This window comes from Staphylococcus pseudintermedius (genome assembly GCF_001792775.2).
GTDB lineage: Bacteria > Bacillota > Bacilli > Staphylococcales > Staphylococcaceae > Staphylococcus > Staphylococcus pseudintermedius.
In genome coordinates this window covers 12,794-32,738 of record NZ_MLGE02000004.1, presented here as the reverse complement: position 1 = coordinate 32,738, position 19,945 = coordinate 12,794, and the positions used below count along the sequence as shown (strand labels likewise).

16 protein-coding genes are annotated in these 19,945 nt (G+C 38.8%); 15 read left to right on the top strand and 1 reads right to left on the bottom strand.

Annotated elements, in window-relative coordinates; all coding sequences use genetic code 11:
• Positions 1-14 precede the first annotated feature (14 nt).
• The gene (gene recA / locus BJK46_RS04175) at positions 15-1,058 is read left to right on the top strand and encodes a recombinase RecA (RefSeq protein WP_014614049.1); all 1,044 of its coding nucleotides are present in this window, start codon (positions 15-17) and stop codon (positions 1,056-1,058) included.
• Positions 1,059-1,284: 226 nt separating this feature from the next.
• The gene (gene rny / locus BJK46_RS04170) at positions 1,285-2,844 is read left to right on the top strand and encodes a ribonuclease Y (protein WP_014614047.1); all 1,560 of its coding nucleotides are present in this window, start codon (positions 1,285-1,287) and stop codon (positions 2,842-2,844) included.
• Positions 2,845-2,966: 122 nt separating this feature from the next.
• Here rny and BJK46_RS04165 read toward each other — a convergent pair whose 3' ends face one another.
• Positions 2,967-3,185, bottom strand: coding sequence for a hypothetical protein (locus BJK46_RS04165; RefSeq protein WP_014614046.1), 219 nt, complete (start codon positions 3,183-3,185; stop codon positions 2,967-2,969).
• A 197-nt stretch (positions 3,186-3,382) separates the two neighbouring features.
• Here BJK46_RS04165 and BJK46_RS04160 point away from each other — a divergent pair, with 197 nt between their 5' ends.
• The 13 genes from BJK46_RS04160 (at position 3,383) to BJK46_RS04100 (ending at position 19,787) form a co-directional block, all read left to right on the top strand.
• Entirely contained in the window at positions 3,383-3,763 is a 381-nt protein-coding gene (locus BJK46_RS04160; RefSeq protein WP_014614045.1) for an ArsR/SmtB family transcription factor, read from the top strand.
• Positions 3,747-5,921, top strand: coding sequence for a heavy metal translocating P-type ATPase (locus BJK46_RS04155; protein ID WP_015729059.1), 2,175 nt, complete (start codon positions 3,747-3,749; stop codon positions 5,919-5,921). The genes BJK46_RS04160 and BJK46_RS04155 overlap by 17 nt, the downstream gene beginning before the upstream one ends.
• 329 nt (positions 5,922-6,250) lie before the next feature.
• Entirely contained in the window at positions 6,251-7,045 is a 795-nt protein-coding gene (locus BJK46_RS04150; RefSeq protein WP_014614042.1) for a TIGR00282 family metallophosphoesterase, read from the top strand.
• 152 nt (positions 7,046-7,197) lie between these two features.
• Entirely contained in the window at positions 7,198-8,958 is a 1,761-nt protein-coding gene (locus BJK46_RS04145; protein WP_014614041.1) for a 2-oxoacid:acceptor oxidoreductase subunit alpha, read from the top strand.
• Positions 8,959-9,825, top strand: coding sequence for a 2-oxoacid:ferredoxin oxidoreductase subunit beta (locus BJK46_RS04140; protein WP_014614040.1), 867 nt, complete (start codon positions 8,959-8,961; stop codon positions 9,823-9,825). It abuts the gene before it with no gap.
• Positions 9,826-10,083: 258 nt separating this feature from the next.
• The gene (locus BJK46_RS04135; protein ID WP_014614039.1) at positions 10,084-10,383 is read left to right on the top strand and encodes a thiamine-binding protein; all 300 of its coding nucleotides are present in this window, start codon (positions 10,084-10,086) and stop codon (positions 10,381-10,383) included.
• Positions 10,384-10,486: 103 nt separating this feature from the next.
• Positions 10,487-12,037 carry a tRNA (N6-isopentenyl adenosine(37)-C2)-methylthiotransferase MiaB gene (miaB, locus tag BJK46_RS04130; protein WP_014614038.1) on the top strand — a complete coding sequence of 517 codons (1,551 nt, stop codon included), beginning with the start codon at positions 10,487-10,489 and terminating at the stop codon, positions 12,035-12,037.
• Positions 12,038-12,415 carry a YlbF family regulator gene (locus BJK46_RS04125; protein ID WP_063284345.1) on the top strand — a complete coding sequence of 126 codons (378 nt, stop codon included), beginning with the start codon at positions 12,038-12,040 and terminating at the stop codon, positions 12,413-12,415. It abuts the gene before it with no gap.
• A 54-nt stretch (positions 12,416-12,469) separates the two neighbouring features.
• The gene (gene thiW, locus BJK46_RS04120) at positions 12,470-12,979 is read left to right on the top strand and encodes an energy coupling factor transporter S component ThiW (RefSeq protein ID WP_014614036.1); all 510 of its coding nucleotides are present in this window, start codon (positions 12,470-12,472) and stop codon (positions 12,977-12,979) included.
• A 654-nt stretch (positions 12,980-13,633) separates the two neighbouring features.
• Positions 13,634-16,231 carry a DNA mismatch repair protein MutS gene (mutS, locus tag BJK46_RS04115; RefSeq protein WP_099997416.1) on the top strand — a complete coding sequence of 866 codons (2,598 nt, stop codon included), beginning with the start codon at positions 13,634-13,636 and terminating at the stop codon, positions 16,229-16,231.
• 14 nt (positions 16,232-16,245) lie between these two features.
• Entirely contained in the window at positions 16,246-18,186 is a 1,941-nt protein-coding gene (mutL, locus tag BJK46_RS04110) for a DNA mismatch repair endonuclease MutL (RefSeq protein ID WP_065520512.1), read from the top strand.
• Positions 18,187-18,197: 11 nt separating this feature from the next.
• Positions 18,198-18,731 (top strand): glycerol-3-phosphate responsive antiterminator, encoded by a 534-nt coding sequence (locus tag BJK46_RS04105; RefSeq protein ID WP_103263436.1) that lies wholly within the window; start codon positions 18,198-18,200, stop codon positions 18,729-18,731.
• A gap of 27 nt (positions 18,732-18,758) precedes the next feature.
• Positions 18,759-19,787, top strand: a complete 1,029-nt coding sequence (locus BJK46_RS04100; RefSeq protein WP_103263437.1) for a S66 family peptidase — start codon at positions 18,759-18,761, stop codon at positions 19,785-19,787.
• Positions 19,788-19,945: the final 158 nt, after the last annotated feature.

The window sequence follows — 19,945 nt, the reverse complement described above, 5'->3', positions numbered from 1 at the left end:
TAGGGGGTCCTAAATTGGATAATGAACGTCAAAAAGCGCTAGATACAGTAATTAAAAACATGGAAAAATCATTTGGTAAAGGTGCCGTAATGAAACTGGGCGAGAATAAAGATCGCCGTGTTTCAAGTGTTTCAAGTGGTTCGGTAACGCTAGACCATGCATTAGGGGTTGGCGGCTATCCTAAAGGTCGTATCATCGAAGTTTATGGCCCCGAAAGTTCTGGTAAAACAACGGTTGCTTTACATGCCATTGCTGAAGTACAAAAAAATGGCGGTGTTGCCGCATTTATTGATGCCGAACACGCACTCGATCCAGTTTACGCTGAAGCATTAGGTGTAGATATTGATAACTTATACCTTTCACAACCAGACCACGGGGAACAAGGTCTTGAAATTGCAGAGGCGTTTGTCAGAAGTGGCGCAGTGGATATTATCATTGTTGACTCAGTTGCGGCATTGACTCCTAAAGCTGAAATTGAAGGTGAAATGGGTGATACGCATGTTGGTTTACAAGCGCGTTTAATGTCTCAAGCATTGCGTAAACTTTCTGCAGCCATTTCAAAATCAAAAACAACAGCTATCTTTATTAACCAAATTCGTGAAAAAGTAGGCGTTATGTTCGGTAACCCTGAAACGACACCAGGGGGCCGAGCTCTGAAATTCTACAGCTCAGTTCGTTTAGAAGTGCGTCGTGCTGAACAATTGAAACAAGGTCAAGATATTGTAGGTAACCGTACTAAAATTAAAGTGGTTAAAAATAAAGTCGCACCACCATTCAAAGTTGCAGAAGTGGATATCATGTATGGTAAAGGGATTTCACGCGAAGGAGAATTGATTGATTTAGGTGTACAATACGACATCGTTGATAAATCAGGTGCTTGGTATTCATATAACGGTGAGCGTATGGGTCAAGGTAAAGAGAATGTAAAACAATTTCTACTTGAAAACCCTAAACTTGAAGATGAAATTGACCGTAAATTACGTGAAAAACTCGGCATTTATGATGGTGATGTAGAAGAATCTGAACAAGAAGAAACACAAACGCTTTTTGATGAATAACAATGTCTAAAATTCATTTGAAAAGTACTGTGTTCAATAAAAAAGCGATGTTGGCAGGATTCATTCATTCTGTGTTCATCGCTTTTTATTTGTAATCACGACAGAAACCTTGATTTTTCGTTGTTCAAAACGTACAATTGAACTTGTATGATTCTTATTTTTATCCATATAATCATATAGATTTATTAACATACAGAACGAAATCCTAGAAAAAGGAGGTGTTTGTGTGAATTTATTAAGCCTCTTACTCATTTTGCTGGGTATCATTCTAGGAGTTGTTGTAGGGTATTTTATCGCCCAAAACTTGATTTACCAAAAGCAGTTGCAAGCGAAGCAAACTGCGAAAGATATTCTTGAACAAGCAAACAAAGAAGCAGAAAACCTTAAAAAAGAGAAGTTAATCGAAGCGAAAGAAGAAAACCAAATTCTCCGAGAACGTGTTGAAAACGAACTTAGAGAACGACGTACTGAGCTTCAAAGGCAAGAATCCCGACTTCTTCAAAAAGAGGAAAACTTGGAGCGAAAATCTGATCTACTTGATAAGAAGGATGAGATTTTAGAGCAAAAAGAATCTAAACTTGAAGAAAGACAACAACAAGTAGATGCAAAAGAGAGTAGTGTTCAATCGATAATAATGAAGCACGAACAAGAACTAGAACGCATCTCCGGTCTCACACAAGAAGAAGCACGTAAAGAACAATTATCGCGTGTAGAAGATGAGTTGTCACAAGATATTGCAGTACTTGTTAAAGAAAAAGAAAATGAAGCAAAAGAAAAAGTAAACCAAAATGCTAAAGAGTTGCTCGCTACAGTAGTGCAACGTTTTGCTGCAGATCATACTTCTGAATCAACAGTTTCAGTAGTAAACTTGCCTAATGATGAAATGAAAGGGCGAATTATTGGTCGTGAAGGTCGAAACATTCGTACATTAGAAACGCTTACAGGTATTGATTTGATTATTGATGATACGCCAGAAGCAGTTATTTTATCAGGTTTTGACCCGATACGTCGAGAAATTGCGAAAACAGCATTAATTAATCTAGTATCAGATGGGCGTATTCATCCTGGACGCATAGAAGATATGGTTGAAAAATCAAGACGTGAAGTAGACGAAATTATTCGTGACGCTGGTGAACATGCAACATTCGAATTAAATGTTCATAATATGCATCCAGATTTAATTAAAATATTAGGTCGTATGCATTACCGTACAAGTTACGGTCAAAATGTTTTGAAACATTCTATTGAAGTTGCACATTTGTCAGGTATGCTCGCTGCAGAACTGAATGAAGATGTGACATTAGCGAAACGTGCAGGTTTATTACATGATATTGGTAAGGCCATTGACCATGAAGTGGAAGGCAGTCACGTAGAAATTGGTGTGGAGTTAGCTAAAAAATATGGCGAGCCTGAAACAGTGATTAATGCGATACACTCTCATCATGGTGATGTGGAGCCAACTTCTATCATTTCAATTTTAGTTGCTGCAGCTGATGCATTATCTGCTGCAAGACCAGGGGCAAGAAAAGAAACATTAGAGAATTACATCAAGCGTTTAGAGCGTTTAGAAGAAATCTCTGAGAATTATGAAGGTGTTGAAAAGGCCTTTGCGATTCAAGCAGGTCGAGAAATTCGTGTTATTGTAGAACCTGATACGATTGATGATTTAAAATCTCACCGTTTAGCGCGAGATATTAAAAATCAAATTGAAGGTGAATTGCAATATCCGGGTCATATCAAAGTGACAGTCGTTCGTGAGACGAGAGCAATTGAATATGCGAAATAATTGCGTATGAAAACGAAAAGCAAGTTTCTTTATTAAAGGGTATAAAGAAACTTGCTTTTTTCTGTGCGTTAAGTATTGCTTGTTGTTCGCATTAAAGGCTCATTTCAAAATCATATGATGTCTTATCTATAAAGATTTAATTCTGTCTCTTTCAACGCTTCCAATGCACTTGCGGTATCATAGCAATTTGAAGAAATATTCGTGTAGCGTTCTGCCATACGATAGGCGTGAATATACAAATCAATACTTTCTTTTGCGATTTCTTCAGGTTTTAACTTTTTAGACGGATTTGCGCTCACTACAAGTTCTGCAAATTTTTCTGGATCAATATGAATTGACATAAATGATAAAACATCTCCTCGTTTTTGTCTTATACCTCACTTATGATTGAATCGAACCATAAGTCTTCCTAAAAGTGCATTACCCTCTTCGTTATCAATTAATCATATTTTTCATTCAAACGAATGCTTGAATGTTCTGTGAAAAGAAGTTATAATTTAAATATAAAAATAATATATAAGGAGGATATGAAGATGTTATGACTCAAAAAATTGCAACTTGTGATACTTTTAGTATTGACGTTGAAGCTGTACAACAGTCAAAAGAGGAGATTGCCGCTTCGAATATTGAACAGGTGAGTCAAATGTTTAAGAGTATTGCCGACATTAACCGCTCTAAAATTGTCCTCGTGCTTTGTCATCATAATGAATTGTGTGTTTGTGATATTGCGGAAATTTTAAATGTAACCGTTGCTAATGCGTCTCACCACCTGAGATCTCTTTATAAAAACGGCATTGTGACTTTTCGCAAATCAGGCAAACGTGCATTTTATCGTTTGTATGATGAACATATTCGACAATTGATGATGATATCTATTGAACATAAGAAAGAAGTGGATGATGATGATTCAAAGTCGTAAAACTTACAGAATAGAAGGTTTATCATGCGCCAATTGTGCTGGGAAATTTGAAAGAAATGTCCGGGGTCTTGCGTCAGTTGAAGAGGCACAAGTCAATTTTGGTGCTTCGAAAATTTATGTAACGGGCGACCCAACTGTAGAAGAATTAGAAGGGGCGGGCGCATTTGAAAATTTAAAATTGACATTAGATGAGCGGAAAAAGATTAGTGCGAACGCTGACCGAAGCACAATGGCGCAACCGACCTCTTGGTTTGATAAGGTCAAACAGTTTTATAAAGCGCATCAATCTATATGTGTAGCGACGTTGTTCATGCTACTTGGTTACATTTCACATTTGATGAGCGGCGAAAACCATTTGATGACAATTTTACTATTCGCTTGTTCGATATTATTAAGTGGAAGCGCGCTACTCATCCGTGGTGTTAAAAATTTAGTGCATGTTGAATTTGATATGCATACATTGATGACGATTGCGGTTATCGGTGGTGCAATCATTGGTCAATGGGGAGAAGTTGCAGTGGTCGTCATTTTATTTGCGATGAGTGAGGCACTTGAAACGTTTTCTATGGATAAAGCACGTCAGTCGATGCAATCTTTAATGGATATCGCGCCAGATGAAGCGACAGTTTTAAGGGACGGTCAACATGTAAAGGTACCTGTGGATGACATTGTAATCGGTGAAAAGTTATATATTAAACCGGGACAAAAAATTGCGTTAGACGGTGTTGTCGTTGAGGGCCGTGCTGCAGTGAATCAGGCCGCGATTACTGGTGAGTCGATGCCGGTTGAAAAAGTGGGAGGTGCAGAAGTTTTTGCTGGGACATTGAATGAAGATGGCATCCTTGAAGTGCGTGTCACGAAAACAGCAGCACATACGACATTAGCGAAAATGATTCAACTCGTTGAAGAAGCACAATTAAATCAAACACCAGCACAAGCATTCATTGAAAAGTTTGCGCGTTATTATACTCCTGCCATTATGGTTATCGCGTTACTCGTTGCGATAGTGCCGCCAGTAGTGTTACATCAATCGTTTTTAACATGGGTTTATCAAGGTTTGGCCGTGCTTGTTGTCGGCTGCCCTTGTGCGTTAGTCATTGCAACTCCAATTTCTATCGTATCAAGTATTGGTAATGCAGCAAAAAATGGTGTGCTCATTAAAGGGGGCATCCACCTAGAACAAATCAGTCGTGTTCGTGCGTTAGCTTTTGATAAAACAGGGACACTGACGAAGGGGCACCCTGAAGTGACCACTGTTCTGCCATTAACAGAGATGCGTGATGACACCGAGCTGATTGGTCAAATTGCAGCTATCGAAAGTCGTTCGGATCATCCGTTAGCACGGGCAATTGTTCGTTATGCCGAAACAAAGCATCACCATTTTGATTCATATGATGTGACAGATTTTCATTCACAAACAGGCCAAGGGGTGAGGGCGAACGTTGAAGGGCGTCAATTCATCATTGGACAACCGCAAATGTTTAAAATGGCGCAATCGACGATGAAAACGCAAATTCAACAATTACAAGAGCAAGGAAATACAGTCATTATCGTGTCAGTGGATGATGTGTTACGTCTATTAATTGCAGTGCGAGATGAAGTGCGTGAACAGTCTCAAAAAGCGATACAGACGCTTCATGAGCTTGGCATTCAACATACCGTTATGTTGACAGGAGACAATGAGAAAACAGCACGAGCAATTGCGCAAACACTTCACATGTCAGATGTTAAAGCAGATTTGATGCCTGTTGATAAATTAAATGAAATTGAACAGCTTAAACAGCAATATGGGACAGTTGCGATGGTCGGTGACGGGGTGAATGACGCACCAGCACTGGCGAGCGCATCAGTGGGTATTGCGATGGGGGGTGCGAGTACAGATACCGCACTTGAAACTGCGGACATTGCACTCCTTAGTGACGATATGTCGAAGTTACCTTTTACATATCGTTTGAGTCAAAAAACAATGCGTATGATTAAGGCAAATATTACGTTTGCAATTGCGATTAAATTATTAGCGTTGTTACTTGTGATTCCAGGTTGGTTAACGTTGTGGATTGCGGTATTTTCTGATATGGGTGCAACATTGATTGTCGCTTTAAATGCAATTCGTCTCCTGTATGTTAAAGCAGATAATACTGAGGTGACGACAGAGTAAATGATATAGCCGTAATGACTAAAAATCTTCAAAATGGAGTTAGCGCTGCCTTGATGAAGTATGATAAAAAGGTTCGCGTCAACTGGCGACGACAATTTTACGCGCATACATTGACATCGATGGTGAGAACGGTACAATAAAACGTATCAACATACATGTAAAATCGTGATGTCAAGCAGTTCAAACATGACGATGAACAAGGGACGTGTCATGACAAAAATGTTGATGAGACGTCTCTTTTATAATGTTTTGCATCTCCCCAATGATAAGGTTGCTATTTAAAAAACGATAAAGAATAGCGATTAAGGGGATTAGAGAGGACGAAAAATATGAGGATTTTATTTATAGGTGATATTGTTGGAAAGGTCGGTCGCCAAACGATTTCAGAGCTGTTACCGAAACTCAAACAACATTATCGTCCTACGTTAACGATTGTGAATGCTGAAAACGCAGCACACGGCAAAGGGTTAACTGAAAAAATATATAAGCAGTTGTTACGTGAAGGTGTCGATTTTATGACGATGGGCAATCACACGTATGGACAACGTGAAATTTATGATTTTATTCATGAGGCGACACGTCTTGTGCGACCAGCCAATTTCCCAGATGAAGCACCAGGCGTTGGGATGCGTATCCTTCAACTTAACGCTAAAAAATTGGCAGTCATCAACCTGCAAGGGCGTAGTTTTATGCCAATGATTGACGATCCATTTAAAAAAGCAGATCAACTGATTGCAGAAGCTGAAAAAGAAGCGGATTATATTTTTGTCGATTTTCATGCTGAGACGACTTCAGAAAAAAATGCGATGGCGTGGTATTTAGATGGGCGTGTGAGTGCAATTGTAGGTACGCATACCCATATACAAACGTCAGATAATCGCGTTTTGCCACAAGGAACGGCATATATTACAGATGTCGGGATGACGGGGTATTATGACGGTATATTAGGCATTAACCGCGATGAAGTCATTAAGCGTTTTATTACGAGTTTACCGCAACGCCATGTTGTGCCGGATGAAGGACGAAGCGTATTGTCAGGTGTCATTATTGATTTAAAAGAAGATGGCACAGCGAAGAAAATTGATCGCATTTTAATTAATGAAGATCATCCATTTGAAGCGTAATCATATAAATACGTTCAAAAAGTGGCTGAATTGTGATATATCCCTATCCGCCATTAGTATGAATTTTTTTCAAACCCACTATTTTGTAAAGCAAATGGTGGGTTATTTTGATAAAATATTGAGTGAATTCAAACGTGTAGGAGGCTAAATCTATGAAATCTCAATTATCATGGAAAGTGGGAGGTCAGCAAGGCGAAGGTATCGAATCAACGGGTGAAATTTTCGCTACTGCTATGAACCGCAAAGGCTATTATTTATACGGTTATCGTCATTTCTCAAGCCGTATTAAAGGTGGTCATACTAATAATAAAATCCGTGTTTCGACAACACCTGTGCATGCCATTAGTGATGATTTAGATATTCTGGTAGCGTTCGACCAAGAAACAATTGTGTTGAACCATCACGAAATGCGTGAAGATAGCGTCATTTTGGCAGATAGTAAAGCAAAACCAGAGAAGCCAGAAGATAGTAAGGCGCAACTTATCGTCCTACCATTTACAGAAGTGGCTAAAGAATTAGGGACGACTTTAATGAAAAACATGGTAGCGATTGGTGCAACTGCGGCATTAATGCACTTAAATACGGATACTTTTGAATCGTTAATTACGAATATGTTCGAGAAAAAAGGTGAAAAAGTAGTCGACTTAAATATTCAAGCATTAAATGAAGGCTATCGTTTAATGCAAGAACAAATGGGTGAAGTGAACGGAGACTTTGAATTAGAAGAAAGTAGCGGCGTACCTCACCTTTATATGATTGGGAATGATGCGATTGGTTTAGGTGCCATTTCAGCGGGCTCAAGATTTATGGCAGCGTATCCTATCACACCAGCTTCAGAAGTCATGGAGTATATGATTGACAATTTACCTAAAGTAGGCGGTTCAGTCATTCAAACAGAAGATGAAATTGCAGCTGCAACGATGGCGATTGGTGCAAACTACGGCGGTGTACGTGCCTTTACAGCATCAGCGGGTCCAGGTTTATCATTAATGATGGAAGCAATAGGTTTATCAGGGATGACTGAAACACCATTTGTAGTCATTAATACGCAACGTGGTGGCCCATCGACAGGTTTACCGACAAAACAAGAACAGTCTGACTTAATGCAAATGATTTACGGTACACATGGTGATATTCCGAAAATTGTGCTTGCGCCAACAGATGCAGAAGACGCATTTTACCTAACTGTAGAGGCATTTAACTTAGCTGAAGAATATCAATGTCCAGTCATCTTATTAAGTGACTTACAACTGTCATTAGGTAAGCAAACTGTGAAAGCACTCGATCATTCAAAAATTGAAATTCGTCGAGGTGCAACGATTACGGAAGACATTGAAAGAGATGAGGACGACAAAGACTACTTCAAACGTTATGCCGTTACAGAATCTGGCGTATCACCACGTCCAATTCCGGGTGTTAAGGGTGGCATTCACCACGTGACAGGCGTCGAGCATAACGAAGAAGGTAAGCCGAGTGAAGCAGCAGAAAATCGTCAAAATCAAATGGATAAACGTATGCGCAAGACAGAAAAATTAGTCATTCCAAAACCGGTAGAAGGTACAACAACACATGATGATGCGGATATTTTATACCTTGGATTTATTTCAACAAAAGGTGCAATCCAAGAAGGGACTTTACGTTTAGAACAACAAGGCTACCACATTAACCATTTACAAATTCGACAATTACATCCATTCCCAACAGAAGTCATTCAAGATGCTGTGGATAAAGCGAAAAAAGTCGTTGTTGTTGAACATAACTATCAAGGTCAACTGGCAAATATTATTAAAATGAACGTGAACTTAGGTGACAAACTCATCAAACAAACCAAATATGATGGTACACCATTTTTACCACACGAAATTGAGGATAAAGGTTTAGAAATTTTGAATGCATTAAAGGAGAGAGTGTAATTGGCTACGTTTAAAGATTTTAGAAATAATGTGAAACCCAATTGGTGTCCAGGCTGTGGTGACTTCTCAGTACAAGCGGCTATCCAAAAAGCAGCTGCAAACGTTGGATTAGAACCAGATGAAGTAGCACTCATTACAGGGATTGGTTGTTCAGGACGTCTTTCAGGTTATGTGAACTCATACGGAGTCCATTCCATTCATGGTCGTGCATTACCACTTGCTCAAGGTGTGAAAATGGCCAATCGTGATCTTACTGTTATTGCTTCTGGTGGTGACGGTGATGGTTACGCTATCGGTATGGGGCATACAATTCATGCGTTACGCCGAAATATGAATATCACTTACATCGTGATGGACAACCAAATTTACGGCCTGACTAAAGGACAAACATCACCTTCATCAGCACCAGGTTTCGTAACTAAAACAACGCCTAAAGGTAACATCGAACAAAACGTGGCACCGTTAGAGTTGGCATTATCTTCAGGAGCGACATTTGTTGCGCAAGGTTTCTCTAGTGATATTAAAGCGTTAACGAAGATCATTGAAGATGCGATTAATCACGATGGTTTTTCATTTGTCAACGTTTTTTCACCATGTGTCACATACAATAAAATCAATACGTATGACTGGTTCAAAGAGAATTTAACTGCTATTGATGATATTGAAAATTATGATGTCAGCAATAAACAAGCTGCACTACAAACTGTGATTGAGCATGATTCATTAGTGAAAGGGATTGTCTACCAAGATACGACAACACCTTCATATGAGTCACAAATTGATGGCTTAGCAGAAACCCCATTAGCACATCAAGACTTGAATTTAACAGAAGAGCAGTTTGAGTCATTTACAAAGCAATTTATATAAAAAGTTTCATATATTTAAGCGTATTCACGCACACTAAATATCGTACTAATAATAAGGCTAGGGTCGCACATGTGCCTAGTCTTATTTTTTTGCATCACTTTCAACCATTAAATGAAAGTTAAGAAAATTATAGTCTTTTCGTAGCTTAAAAATAGAAGTCAAATCAATGGCAAATGCAAACCTACCAACTGAAAGACCTTTATTTTTGCAACGTGATGTAATCAAAGTCATAATAAAATGTGTTAAGGAGGTTTTCATATGATAGATACGTTAATGAGCATTCAAATTATCCCACAAACACCTCATGGAGAAGATGTGATCCCTTTTGTGGATGAAGCGATCAAAGTGATAGATGAATCAGGCTTAAATTATCGCGTCGGACCATTAGAAACAACGATTGAAGGCGAAATGAGTAGTTTATTAATCTTAATTCAAAAAATGAACGAGCGTATGGTTGAACTCGAATCACCAAGCATTATTAGCCAAGTGAAGTTTTATCATGTGACTGAAGGTATTAGTATCGAAACGTTAACGGGCAAGTATGACGAAATGGCTTAATCAATTGCACAACTTCAATTGAATTTACAAGATATCATTTTGCACTTTCTCTAGATTTTTAATATAATGAACTAATGATATATGGGCAGAAAGGGTTTTGCATGTGAATGAAGAACAAAGAAAAGCTGGAACGATTGATGTCTTAGCGCAACGTGACAGTAAAGAAGAAAAAGATTATAGTAAATATTTTAATTTTGAACACGTTTATCAACCACCAAGTCTTAAAGACGCGAAAAAACGTGGGAAAGAAACTGTGCAATATAACCGTGATTTCCAAATTGATGAGAAATTTCGCGGTATGGGGAAAGGTCGGACATTTTTAATTAAAACATATGGTTGTCAAATGAATGCGCATGATACAGAAGTCATGGCAGGGATTTTGACAGCTTTAGGTTATACACCGACAGAAGATGTGAATACGGCCGACGTTATTTTATTAAACACGTGTGCTATTCGTGAAAATGCGGAAAATAAAGTGTTTGGTGAGATTGGGAACTTAAAGCATATTAAGCAAGAGCGCCCAGATTGCTTAATTGGTGTTTGTGGATGTATGTCACAAGAAGAATCTGTTGTGAATAAAATTTTAAAATCATACCAAAATGTCGATATGATTTTTGGTACGCATAATATTCACCGCTTACCACAAATTTTAGAAGAAGCTTATTTATCTAAAGCAATGGTGGTAGAAGTATGGTCTAAAGAAGGCGATGTCATTGAGAACTTACCTAAAGTGCGTCAAGGCCGTATTAAAGCATGGGTGAATATTATGTACGGTTGCGACAAATTTTGTACATATTGTATTGTGCCGTTTACACGTGGTAAAGAGCGTAGTCGTCGCCCAGAAGATATTATTGAAGAAGTGCGTGATCTAGCACGTCAAGGCTATCAAGAAATTACATTACTCGGCCAAAACGTGAATGCATACGGGAAAGACATCGAAGATCTTGAGTATGGTTTAGGCGATTTATTGGCGGACATTTCAAAAATTGATATTCCGCGTGTTCGCTTTACAACAAGCCATCCATGGGACTTTACAGACCGTATGATTGAAGTCATTGCTGAAGGTGGTAATATTGTGCCGCATATTCACTTGCCGGTGCAATCAGGTAATGACCAAGTGTTGAAAATTATGGGGCGTAAATACACGCGTGAAAGCTATCTTGATCTCGTAGCACGTATTAAAGCAGCAATGCCAGATGTTGCTTTAACAACAGACATCATTGTAGGTTACCCGAATGAAACAGAAGCACAATTTGAAGAAACGTTATCTTTATATGAAGCAGTCGGCTTTGAACATGCTTATACGTATCTTTATTCACAACGTGACGGTACACCTGCTGCTAAAATGAAAGACAATGTACCGACTGATGTAAAGAAAGAGCGTTTGCAGCGTTTAAACCGTCTTGTCGGTGAATATTCTTCACGTGCATTAAAAGCGTATGAAGGTGAAACAGTTCGCGTATTATGTGAAGGTGCAAGTAAGAAAGATGAAGCAGTTTTAGCGGGGTACACTGAAAAGAACAAATTAGTCAACTTCCGTGCGCCAAAATCTGTTATCGGTAAAATTGTAGATGTCAAAATTGTTGAAGCGAAACAATATTCATTAAATGGTGAATTTGTAGGTGTGAGTGAAACAACGATGGTGACGGTATAGATGTATTTACGTGAAATGATTTTGGAATCGGCTCAAAAGTTAAGTGCATCCATTCAATCATTAGAAACGATACAACATTACCAACGGATTGAAACACAAATTCATCAAAATGAGCAAATTGCGCAATATATGGCAGAGTTAAAGCAAAATCAAAAGCAATCCGTTAATCTACAAAATTACGATAAGCCTGTCGCTTTTGCGCGCTCTGAAGAAAAAATTGAAGAAATACAAACCAAAATCGATGGAATCCCAATTGTGAATGAATTTAAAAAGGCACAACATGAAGCGAACGAACTGTTACATGTTGTGATTGGGACTTTATCAGCTAGAATTCAACAAGAAAATATCGAGGCTGAGGACGATCAAACGCACGAATGATATAAGTGGATAGAGTGGATAAATTGCCCTCAGCTCTGTCGGAGAGTGATAAGTTTGAACACACGTAAACTAACACTGACCGCTCTCTTTATTGCAGTCAATGTTGTATTAAGCACAGTGATTGTCATACCATTAGGGGCGATTAAAGCAGCACCTGTACAGCATTTCGTGAATGTACTCAGCGTCGTCATTCTTGGACCATGGTATGGACTCGCGCAGGCATTTTTATCGTCGTGCATACGCGTAATGTTTGGTACGGGTACACCATTTGCCTTTCCAGGAAGCATGATTGGGGTCTTACTCGGAAGTTTATTTTACTATGTGAACCGACACCTGTTTGTCGCTGCTATTGGTGAAGTGATTGGCACAGGAATTATTGGCAGTTTAGTTTGTATTCCACTCGCTTGGATTTTAAATGTCGATCACTTTTTAATTAAGCCTTTAATGGCAGCGTTTATCGTTTCAAGCATGATCGGCGCATCCATAAGTTACGCGTTGCTCATTTTGTTGAAACGACGAGGCGTATTAAAGCATTTAGATTTAAATCGAAAGTATCGAAAATAACAATTGAACGATGAAAGCAGTGTGTGGGTAGGATTGACTTAGAAGTAGAACACATGAAAGATGAGGGGCTGGGGGCTTAAACAACGCGTTTATACTCTCAGCCTTTTATGCTTAATTTGCTTGTTGGTTTTAAGCTTGCATTATTTCAGTTTGCAGAATCGTGCCTCGCGTTCCTAAGGGCTGTGCGTCAATTCAATTTGGCTTGATTGATGTTTACATTCGAAGGACGCTAAATTAAATTTTCGGGAGCAGTATAGAAATCTGACGTGCAACAAAGATTTCGTCATACTCCCCCGCTAGGCTGACTCGACTTCTCAAAAGCATAGGCATTGAGCAGTCAGGCAGCTACTGCGTTAAACAACTACCGCTCAAAAAATGAAGAGACAATAATATGATTTAAACACTAGGCCCTCAGAAGTCGTGTATGGTTCTTGCAATCAAATACTTAGTTAAAGTCTGAGCGGATTTTGAATGGTACGAAAATGAGCACTGCTAGATTACTTAAAAGTGATTCAATGGTCTAGAACGGAGATCCATCAATTGTTTTTTTGATGAAATGCAAGTTTTTTATGATCATTATTAATATTCATACATAGAGGGCTGCTTTTGTAGCAAAGTATTACATAAACTCAAATAAAGGAATGTGAGAAATATATGTCAAATGTCACGCCAATGATGAAGCAATACTTGAGTATTAAAGCACAACATCAAGATGCTTTACTGTTTTTTAGACTTGGTGATTTTTATGAGATGTTTTATGACGATGCGATTACGGCGTCTCGTGTGCTTGAAATTACATTGACGAAACGCGACGCTAAAAAAGATAATCCGATTCCAATGGCGGGTGTGCCTTATCATTCTGCAGATAGTTATATTGAAACGTTAATTCAGAATGGGTATAAAGTTGCGATTTGTGAACAAATGGAAGATCCGCGCCAAGTGAAAGGGATGGTGAAACGTGAAGTCGTTCGTATCATTACGCCAGGTACAGTGATGGAAAAAGGTGGCGTGGATGATACACAAAACAACTATATTTTAAGTTTTGTGAAGGCGGATGGTTATGCGCTAAGTTATTGTGATGTGTCCACCGGAGAATTAAAGGTGACGCATTTTGAAGATGAAAGTACGCTTATTAATGAAATTACGACAATTCGCCCAAATGAAATTGTCGTGACTGAACCATTATCAGAAACGCTACAACGTCAACTGAATATGATTACAGAAACGATTACTGTCGTTGAACAAGTCTCAGATCAAAATTATTCTGTGAACAGTTTGTCACATCCTTTAATGCATCAAGCGATACAAATTGTGTTAGATTATATTTATGATACGCAAAAAAGAGATATGTCTCATATTGAAGCGGCTGTTGAATACAAGGCACTCGATTATATGAAAATGGATTACTATGCGAAACGTAATCTTGAGTTAACAGAAAGTATTCGTTTGAAGTCGAAAAAAGGGACGTTACTTTGGTTAATGGACAAGACGAAAACACCTATGGGCGCAAGAAGGTTGAAACAGTGGATTGATCGTCCACTTATTCAACAAGCTGAAATTGCGAAACGACATGATGCTGTCGATCAATTTTTACATTATTTCATTGAGCGTGACACGTTACGTGACTATTTAACGGAAGTATACGACATTGAAAGACTTGTCGGTCGTGTCAGTTTTGGAAATGTCAATGCGAAAGATTTAGTGCAACTCAAACATTCAATTGCACAAATTCCAGCGATTAAAGCGTTATTGCAATCAATTGAACATGAAGCTATTGCTCACTTTAATGCTTTAGAACCGTTGGATGACTTACTGCAAGTGTTGTCGGACAGTCTTGTCGATGAACCACCGCTTTCAGTGAAAGAAGGCGGTTTGTTTAAAGCAGGATTTAATGAAGAACTCGATCAATATTTGGATGCTTCGAAAAATGGTAAACAGTGGTTGGCAGAATTACAAGCACAAGAACGTGAACGCACAGGCATTAAATCTTTAAAAATTAGTTTTAATAAAGTATTCGGTTATTATATCGAAGTTACACGTGCCAATTTATCACAATTTGATCCGAGTGCATTTGGTTATGAGCGAAAACAAACATTATCCAATGCAGAGCGTTTCATTACGGATGAATTGAAAGAAAAAGAAGCAATTATTCTCGGTGCGCAAGACAAATCGATTGAACTCGAGTATCAATTGTTCGTGGCGTTACGTGAACAGGTAAAAACGTATATTGAACGTTTGCAACAACAAGCAAAAATCATTTCAGAAATTGACTGTTTACAAAGTTTTGCAGAAATTGCGCAACAGTATAATTACGTGCGACCACAATTTAGTGAAGATAAAACGTTAAAGTTAGTCGACTCTCGTCATCCGGTTGTTGAACGTGTGATGGACTATAATGATTATGTGCCGAATGATTGTCTATTAAATACAGAGCAGTTCATTTATTTAATTACTGGACCGAATATGTCAGGTAAATCAACGTATATGCGTCAAGTGGCGATTATTAGTATTATGGCACAGATGGGCGCTTTTGTTCCTTGTCAATCCGCAACGTTACCGATTTTCGATCAAATTTTTACACGTATCGGTGCGGCCGATGATTTAGTATCTGGTAAAAGTACGTTTATGGTCGAAATGTTAGAAGCACAAAAAGCATTAAAATATGCGACGGCTGACAGTTTAATCATTTTTGATGAAATTGGACGTGGCACTTCAACATATGACGGCTTAGCACTCGCACAAGCGATGATTGAATATGTTGCAGAAACGTCACAAGCAAAGACGTTATTTTCAACGCATTATCATGAATTGACAGAGCTTGAACAACATTTGCCAAGCTTGAAAAATGTACACGTGGCGGCGGATGAATATCAAGGTGAACTCATTTTCTTGCATAAAGTGAAAGACGGTGCAGTTGCGAATAGTTACGGCATTCAAGTTGCACAACTCGCAGACTTACCAGAACAAGTCATTGCACGTGCACAAGTGATTTTGGATACGTTTGAAGCGCATGAAAAAGCACAAGTGATGTATACATCGACCGTGGACCAAAATTCGGTCAGCCCGACAAGTGTAAAAGCATCGACTGTTGCTGAAGAGCCGCCACAATTTGAACAGCCGACGTTTGATTTATTTATGTCTGAAGCGGAAGTAAGTGAAATTGAGTTCGAAATTAAGCAACTGAATCTCTCTCAAATGACACCGATTGAAGCATTAGTGAAATTAAGCGAACTCCAAAATAGATTACAATAGAAGGTGAAGAGCTTATGGGTAAAATTAAAACGTTACACACCTCATTAGCAAATAAAATTGCAGCCGGTGAAGTGGTCGAACGTCCAAGTTCTGTCGTAAAAGAGCTGTTAGAAAATAGTATAGATGCGGGTGCGACTGAAATTAATATTGAAGTGATGGAATCAGGAATTGCCTCCATTCGTGTGGTCGATAACGGCTCGGGTATTTTACAAGATGATCTAGGTCTTGTATTTCATCGGCATGCGACGAGTAAATTAGTAGAAGATGATGACCTGTTCCATATTCGTACTTTAGGTTTTCGTGGTGAGGCACTGGCGAGTATTGCTTCTGTCGCTAAGGTGACGCTACAAACATCCACGGATGGTGTGGCCGGTTATGAAGTGTATGCTGAAGAGGGCGAAATCGTTTCTGAAAAGCCTGCCAAAGCGCGAAAAGGGACTGACATTCGTGTAGATGCACTATTTTATAATACGCCAGCACGCTTAAAATATATTAAAAGTTTATATACGGAACTAGGCAAAATTACAGATATTGTCAACCGTATGGCCATGAGTCATCCAGACATTCGTATTGCCTTATCGAATGATGGGAAGAAGATTTTACAGACGAATGGTTCAGGACGCACGAATGAAGTGATGGCTGAAATCTACGGCATGAAAGTCGCGCGTGATTTAATTCGCATTGAAGGAGATACGAGTGACTATCATTTAACAGGTTATGTCGCAAAACCGGAACATTCAAGAAGTAACCGTCATTACATTTCATTGTTCATTAATGGGCGCTATATTAAAAACTTTTTGTTAAACAAAGCGGTACAAGAAGGCTATCACACATTAATGATGATTGGCCGTTATCCAATAGTCTATTTAAATATTGAAATGGACCCGGTTTTAGTTGATGTGAATGTGCATCCGACGAAATTAGAAGTAAGGTTGTCGAAAGAAGATCAGTTGTTTGATTTAATTGTAGCGAAAATTCGTGAAGCGTTTAAAGACCAATTGCTCATTCCGAAAAATGATTTAAAATCAAAATATGAGCCGAAAAAAGTGCTAAACCAATTTGAACAACAAAAAATGGCATTTGATCAAATACAAGCAGCACAAACACAGACATCGCATTCAAACAAAGAAATGACGATTGACGAAGAACCCGCACCATACACAGATGTAACAGAACCGTCAGACACGGCTAAAACACCAACAACATCAGAAACAAACGATGATTACGCTGAACGTCAACGTGCATTGTTAAATGATATGGTGGAGGCGCCATCACCTATAAATGAAGTGAACTCGACTGACGACAGTTCAGACGGAGCAACCGTTTCTGAAATACAACAAAATCATCCACAACCATCCGACAAACCAAAGCGACGTGTGCCCTACATGGAAGTGGTAGGTCAAGTTCATGGCACCTATATTATTGCACAAAACGATGAAGGGATGTATTTGATTGACCAACATGCAGCACAAGAGCGGATTAAATATGAATATTATCGAGATAAAATTGGTGAAGTCAACAATGAAAACCAAAGTTTGCTCATTCCATTAACGTTTAACTTTACGAAAGATGAGCAACTGATTATTGAGCAACACCTTGACCCGTTACGAGAAGCAGGCATCTTTTTAGAACCATTCGGCGGTCATGATTACATTGTAGACAGTTATCCTGTATGGTTCCCACAAGAAAACGTCGAAGAGATGATTAAAGACATGATCGAGTATGTCATTCGTCATAAAAAGGTCGACATTGCGAAGTTTAGAGAGGAAGCAGCGATTATGATGAGTTGTAAAAGATCGATTAAAGCTAATCACTACCTTAAACCAAACGAAATGGCAGACTTAATCGATCAATTAGGCGAAATGGAAGATCCGTTCACTTGCCCACATGGCAGACCGGTCATTATCAATTTTTCAAATTATGAATTAGAGCGGTTATTTAAACGGATTCAATAAAGGAGGGCATCATGAAGCCACATATTTTACCAGCCATACGATCAACAAAAGATTTAGAAAAGTTATTGAAAACAGATTATGAAACGTGTGTCCTACTCGATACGCATATCGGACATCTCAATGGCATCATGAAATTAATTAGCCAATATGAGTTAAAACCGTTTATGCATATCGATTTAATTAAAGGTATGAGTCATGACGAACATGCTTGTGAATATATTATCCAAACTTATCGTCCACGTGGTATTGTGTCGACAAAAACAAAAGTGATTAAAAAGGCAAAAGCATTAGGTGTTGTAACAATTTTTCGTGTGTTTATTATTGATAGTCACGCATTAGAGCGCAGTATCGAACTGATTCAGCGGATTGAACCGGACTATGTCGAAGTGTTGCCGGGTATTGCAGATAAAGTGATTCAAGAGATTCACCAAAAAACAGGGACACCCGTTATTGCAGGCGGCTTAATTAACACGCCAGAAGAAGTTGAACGTGCTGTCAGTAGTGGCGCTGCTTACATTACGACAAGCGATAAATCATTATGGTAAATGTCATAAAAACAAGGGGGAATTGTGATGATAAAACCGCAGAAATTAAAAAAAGGGGATACGATTGCGATTGTTTCTCCTTCGTCAGGATTGGCTGGTGAACCTCAAGTTTGTTGGCGGACGGAACAAGGGATTGAGAATATTCAAACACTCGGTTATCATGTCAAAGTGATGGATAATAGTTTGAATGGCATCGCGTGGAATTTTGAACATCCGAAAGAACGGGCCGAAATACTTACAGCGGCATTTGTTGATTCTGAAGTACAAGCGATTTTATGTACAATTGGTGGTTATGAGTCGGTGCGCATTATTCCGTTTTTAGACGATGAAGTGATACGTCAACATCCCAAAATTTTCATCGGTTATTCCGACATTACACCTCTTCATTTACACATGTACAAACTGGGGATTACCTCTTTTTATGGACCGGCATTACTCACTGATTTTGCAGAAAATGTTGAATTGGATGCATATACAGTAGATCATCTATTTTCGGCGATAGGCGACACACAACCGATTGGCAATATTCCGACTTCTGATGAGGTGCGCGTGTTCGGATTGCGTTGGGAGGAAGACAAGCGTCATATTGCACGTGAAAAGATGCCTAATGGTGATTATATCCACATTAGCGGTTATGGTACAGTGCAAGGCCAGCTCATCGGTGGATGTTTCGAGTCGTTAGATAAACTGAGAGGCACACCCTATTTTCCGGAGCTCGAACAGTTCAAAGGGAAGATTTTATTTTTGGAAACGTCAGAAGTGCAAGTGGACCCTATGAGTTTTGAGGAAACATTACGTGCATTCGGCTTAATGGGTATTTATGATGTTGTCTCTGGAATTGTGTTGGGACGCCCTCAAAATGGTGTCCATCAAGAGGCGTATCATGACAAACTCCGTCTCATTATGAAAGAGTTTCATCAAGAAACACTGCCTATTATAGGTAATGCAAGTTTTGGACATAACGAACCGAAATGTACATTACCTTATGGCGTTCAAGCCACATTATCAGCAGATACGTTATCGTTAAGTATTGACGAAGCTGCGGTAGTGAATTAAACCTTCAATCGTTGTCACATTTAAATCAAAACTAAAAATAATTGCGAAAGTACATTGTCACAGTATAAAAAATATTAATAAATTTGTTAATAGGCTCTAGAGTGTTGACAACGCTTTCACGTCATTGTAATATTATCTCAAGTTGATATTTAGCTAGA

Coding starts and splice junctions, on each gene's coding strand:
- BJK46_RS04100 (WP_103263437.1), top strand. CDS start 18,759: ATGATAAAACCGCAGAAATTAAAAAAAGGGGATACGATTGCGATTGTT.
- BJK46_RS04150 (WP_014614042.1), top strand. CDS start 6,251: ATGAGGATTTTATTTATAGGTGATATTGTTGGAAAGGTCGGTCGCCAA.
- BJK46_RS04105 (WP_103263436.1), top strand. CDS start 18,198: ATGAAGCCACATATTTTACCAGCCATACGATCAACAAAAGATTTAGAA.
- BJK46_RS04155 (WP_015729059.1), top strand. CDS start 3,747: ATGATTCAAAGTCGTAAAACTTACAGAATAGAAGGTTTATCATGCGCC.
- mutS (WP_099997416.1), top strand. CDS start 13,634: ATGTCAAATGTCACGCCAATGATGAAGCAATACTTGAGTATTAAAGCA.
- BJK46_RS04135 (WP_014614039.1), top strand. CDS start 10,084: ATGATAGATACGTTAATGAGCATTCAAATTATCCCACAAACACCTCAT.
- BJK46_RS04145 (WP_014614041.1), top strand. CDS start 7,198: ATGAAATCTCAATTATCATGGAAAGTGGGAGGTCAGCAAGGCGAAGGT.
- BJK46_RS04125 (WP_063284345.1), top strand. CDS start 12,038: ATGTATTTACGTGAAATGATTTTGGAATCGGCTCAAAAGTTAAGTGCA.
- mutL (WP_065520512.1), top strand. CDS start 16,246: ATGGGTAAAATTAAAACGTTACACACCTCATTAGCAAATAAAATTGCA.
- BJK46_RS04160 (WP_014614045.1), top strand. CDS start 3,383: ATGACTCAAAAAATTGCAACTTGTGATACTTTTAGTATTGACGTTGAA.
- BJK46_RS04165 (WP_014614046.1), bottom strand. CDS start 3,185: ATGTCAATTCATATTGATCCAGAAAAATTTGCAGAACTTGTAGTGAGC.